The organism is Nocardioides sp. NPDC057577, assembly GCF_042801335.1.
Classification (GTDB): domain Bacteria; phylum Actinomycetota; class Actinomycetes; order Propionibacteriales; family Nocardioidaceae; genus Nocardioides.
This window is the reverse complement of the sequence record NZ_JBHVGB010000295.1, coordinates 1-3,563: the sequence shown is the minus strand read 5'-3', so window position 1 is coordinate 3,563 and position 3,563 is coordinate 1. Positions and strand designations below refer to the sequence as shown.

At 67.8% G+C, this 3,563-nt stretch carries 2 protein-coding genes; one reads left to right on the top strand and one right to left on the bottom strand.

From position 1 onward, the window contains the following. Positions 1–29: 29 nt before the first annotated feature. Complete coding sequence (locus ACFU7D_RS29080) at positions 30–1,121, bottom strand: MIP/aquaporin family protein (RefSeq protein ID WP_378873859.1); 1,092 nt, start codon at positions 1,119–1,121, stop codon at positions 30–32. 222 nt (positions 1,122–1,343) lie between these two features. Between ACFU7D_RS29080 and ACFU7D_RS29075 the strand changes: the two genes are divergently transcribed. Next, positions 1,344–3,548 carry an NADP-dependent isocitrate dehydrogenase gene (locus tag ACFU7D_RS29075; RefSeq protein WP_378873856.1) on the top strand — a complete coding sequence of 735 codons (2,205 nt, stop codon included), beginning with the start codon at positions 1,344–1,346 and terminating at the stop codon, positions 3,546–3,548. The last annotated feature ends 15 nt before the right edge of the window (positions 3,549–3,563 follow it).

The following is a 3,563-nucleotide window of genomic DNA, read 5'->3' as shown; positions in this document are numbered from 1 at the left end:
CCGAGGGGCGGCCTTCGTGCTTCTCGAGACTACTGCTCGATCGGGACCCATTCCTGCTTGGCGTAGTCCCAGCGCCAGCCGTCCTGCTCGTAGACCGGGAGATCGCCCTCGGCGGACTGGGTCGGCTGCTGCCAGGCCGGCTGGCCACCGTTGCCGGCGCCGCCGCCGGAGACGATGGTGCGGTCGCTGGTCTCGGGAGCGGCCGGTGCGGGGTCCGCGGCCGGTGCGGCGGGCGCTGCCGGTGCGGGCGGGGTGGCGGCAGCTGCGGGCGCCGCGGGGGCGGCCGCCTGGGAGTCCCACGACTGGAAGCTGGGGGCCGGGGTCAGGTTGTCGCCGCCGAAGGCGAGTCCTGCGCCCGGGATCTCGGAGCCGTCCTTGTTGAAGAGCAGCGGGTAGACGAACCCGGCCAGGGCACCGCCGACCGCGGGGATGATCAGGAAGACCGGGAGGTCGACCAGTGCGTCGGTGCCGGAGAAGAGCGCGGGTCCGAACGACCGGGCGGGGTTGACCGAGGTGCCGGTCAACGGGATGCCGACGAAGTGGATCGCGGCGAGCGAGAAACCGATGGCCAGCGGAGCCGCGGTGGCGTTGGTCCCCGCCCGCTTGTCGGTGACACCGAGGATGACGAAGACGAAGATGAACGTGAGGACGAGCTCGGTGAGGATCGCGCCGATGAGCCCGGTTCCGGCTCCGTCACCCCAGGCGTTGGCTGCGAGGCCGCCGTCGTTCCACGAGTTGTAGCCGGAAGAGAGTGCGACGAGGAACAGCACGAGCGCACCGAGCGTCGCGCCGACGAACTGTGCGCCGATGTAGGCGCCCGCGTCCTTCCAGCTGATCCGGCCGGCCGAGGCCACGCCGAGAGTCACGGCCGGGTTGAAGTGGCCACCGGAGATGCGGCCGAAGGTGTAGGCGCCGATCACGACGGCGATGCCGAAGGCCAGGCCGACGGCGGCGACCTCGAGGCCCCAGATGGCGTTCCTCGGTCCGGCGTGGGTGGCGCCGGCGATGATCGCGACGACCGAGCCACACCCGAGGAACACCAGAATGAATGTCCCGATGACCTCGGCTGCGAGTTTCTGGATGAAGGTCGGCTCCGCCGCCGACAATGATTCCTCAGTCATGTCCCCTAAACCCTTCAATGTCTGTTGACGTCGGTCAGACCCATCGACACCCGAGAAGCACTCAGGTATCAGCAGTCACCTGAACAACATGAGGTGTTGACACACAGTAACTCTTTTGCGACGGCACATCGTGGTGCTTAGGTGGGGCGGGGCGGCGTTACGCCACCCTCTCTGTTATCTTGATGTCAAGACACTTTCGTTTCGTCAGGAGTAGCCACAGCAATGGCCGCACGAATCATCTACACCCACACCGACGAGGCGCCGCTGCTGGCGACGTACTCCTTCCTTCCGATCGTCTCGGCCTACGCGGCCAAGGCGGGGGTCGAGGTCGAGACGCGTGACATCTCCGTGGCCTCGCGCATCCTGGCCCAGTTCGGCCTGGCCGACGACGCGCTCGGTGAGCTCGGTGAGCTGGCGAAGACGCCGGAAGCCAACATCGTCAAGCTGCCCAACATCTCCGCCTCCATCCCGCAGCTCAAGGCCGCGATCAAGGAGCTGCAGACCCAGGGCTACCAGATCCCCGACTACCCCGAGGCGCCCAGCACGCCCGAGGAGGAGGAGATCCGGGCCAAGTACGACAAGGTCAAGGGCTCCGCGGTGAACCCGGTCCTGCGTGAGGGCAACTCCGACCGGCGCGCGCCGGGCTCGGTCAAGGCGTACGCCAAGGCCCACCCGCACACCAACAAGCCGTTCTCCGACGACTCCAAGACGACCGTCGCCACGATGGGTGCGCGCGACTTCAAGTCCAACGAGAAGTCCGTGACCATCCCGGCCGACGACACGCTCTCCATCGTGCTCGAGAAGGCCGACGGCGAGACGGTGACGCTGCTCGCCGAGCTGCCGGTGCTCGAGGGCGAGATCGTCGACGCGACGTACATGTCCGTCGCCAACCTGCACGCCTTCCTCGAGAACGCGCTCGCCAAGGCCAAGGCCGACGACGTGCTCTTCTCGCTGCACCTGAAGGCGACGATGATGAAGGTCTCCGACCCGATCATCTTCGGCCACGTCGTGAAGGCCTACTTCAAGGACGTCTTCGAGAAGTACGGCGCCGACCTCCAGGCCGCCGGCCTGTCCGCCAACGACGGCCTCGGCGCGATCCTGTCGGGCCTCTCCGGCCTGGAGAAGGGCGCCGAGATCGAGAAGGCCATCGCGACTGCCATCGCCGAGGGCCCGCGCCTGTCCTACGTCAACTCCGACAAGGGCATCACCAACCTGCACGTCCCCTCCGACGTCATCATCGACGCCTCGATCCCGGCCCTGGTCCGCAACGGCGGCAAGCTGTGGGGCGTCGACGGCGGCGAGGACGACACCCTCGCGGTGATTCCGGACTCCTCCTACGCCGGGGTCTACCAGACCGTCATCGACGACGTGAAGAAGAACGGCCCGCTCGACCCGGCCACGATCGGCACCGTCCCCAACGTGGGTCTGATGGCGCAGAAGGCCGAGGAGTACGGCTCCCACGACAAGACCTTCGAGATCTCGGCCGCCGGCACCGTGCGGGTGCTCAACAAGGCCGGCGACGTGCTCATCGAGCACGACGTCGAGGTCGGCGACATCTGGCGCGCCTGCCAGACCAAGGACATCCCGGTCCGCGACTGGGTCAAGCTGGCCGTCAGCCGCGCCCGCGACTCCAAGACCCCGGCCATCTTCTGGCTCGACGAGTCGCGCGCCCACGACGCCTCGCTGATCGCCAAGGTCACCAAGTACCTCGCCGACTCGTCCATCGTCGGCGACACCGAGGGCGCGGACATCAAGATCCTCTCGCCCGAGCTCGCCACCGCGTACTCCCTCGAGCGCCTGCGCAACGGTGAGGACACCATCTCGGTCACCGGCAACGTGCTGCGTGACTACAACACCGACCTGTTCCCGATCCTCGAGGTCGGTACGTCGGCGAAGATGCTCTCCATCGTCCCGCTGATCGCCGGCGGCGGTCTGTTCGAGACCGGTGCGGGCGGCTCGGCCCCGAAGCACGTGCAGCAGCTGGTCGAGGAGGACTACCTCCGCTGGGACTCGCTGGGTGAGTTCTTCGCGCTGGTGCCCGCGTTCGAGAAGTACGCCGAGCAGGCCTCGGCTCCTTCCGCGAAGGTGCTCGCGGCGGCGCTCGACCGGGCGACCGCGACCTTCCTCGAGAACGACCGCTCGCCGGGTCGCAAGCTCGGCACCACGGACAACCGCGGCTCCCACTTCTACCTGGGTCTCTACTGGGCCCAGGAGCTCGCCGCGCAGACCGAGGACACCGAGCTCGCGGCCGCGTTCAAGGGTCTCGCCGAGACCCTCGCCGCCAACGAGGCCAAGATCGTCGAGGAGCTCCTCGCGGTCCAGGGCAAGCCCGCCGACATCGGCGGCTACTACCTGCCCAACCCCGAGAAGGTCACCGCCGTGATGCGTCCGTCCGCGACGCTCAACGAAGCGATCGACTCTCTCTAGTCGACCCCTTGCGAC

What these genes read in the sequence shown, in the direction of transcription:
- ACFU7D_RS29075 (WP_378873856.1), top strand. Translation starts at nt 1,344, where the DNA reads ATGGCCGCACGAATCATCTACACCCACACCGACGAGGCGCCGCTGCTG.
- ACFU7D_RS29080 (WP_378873859.1), bottom strand. Translation starts at nt 1,121, where the DNA reads ATGACTGAGGAATCATTGTCGGCGGCGGAGCCGACCTTCATCCAGAAA.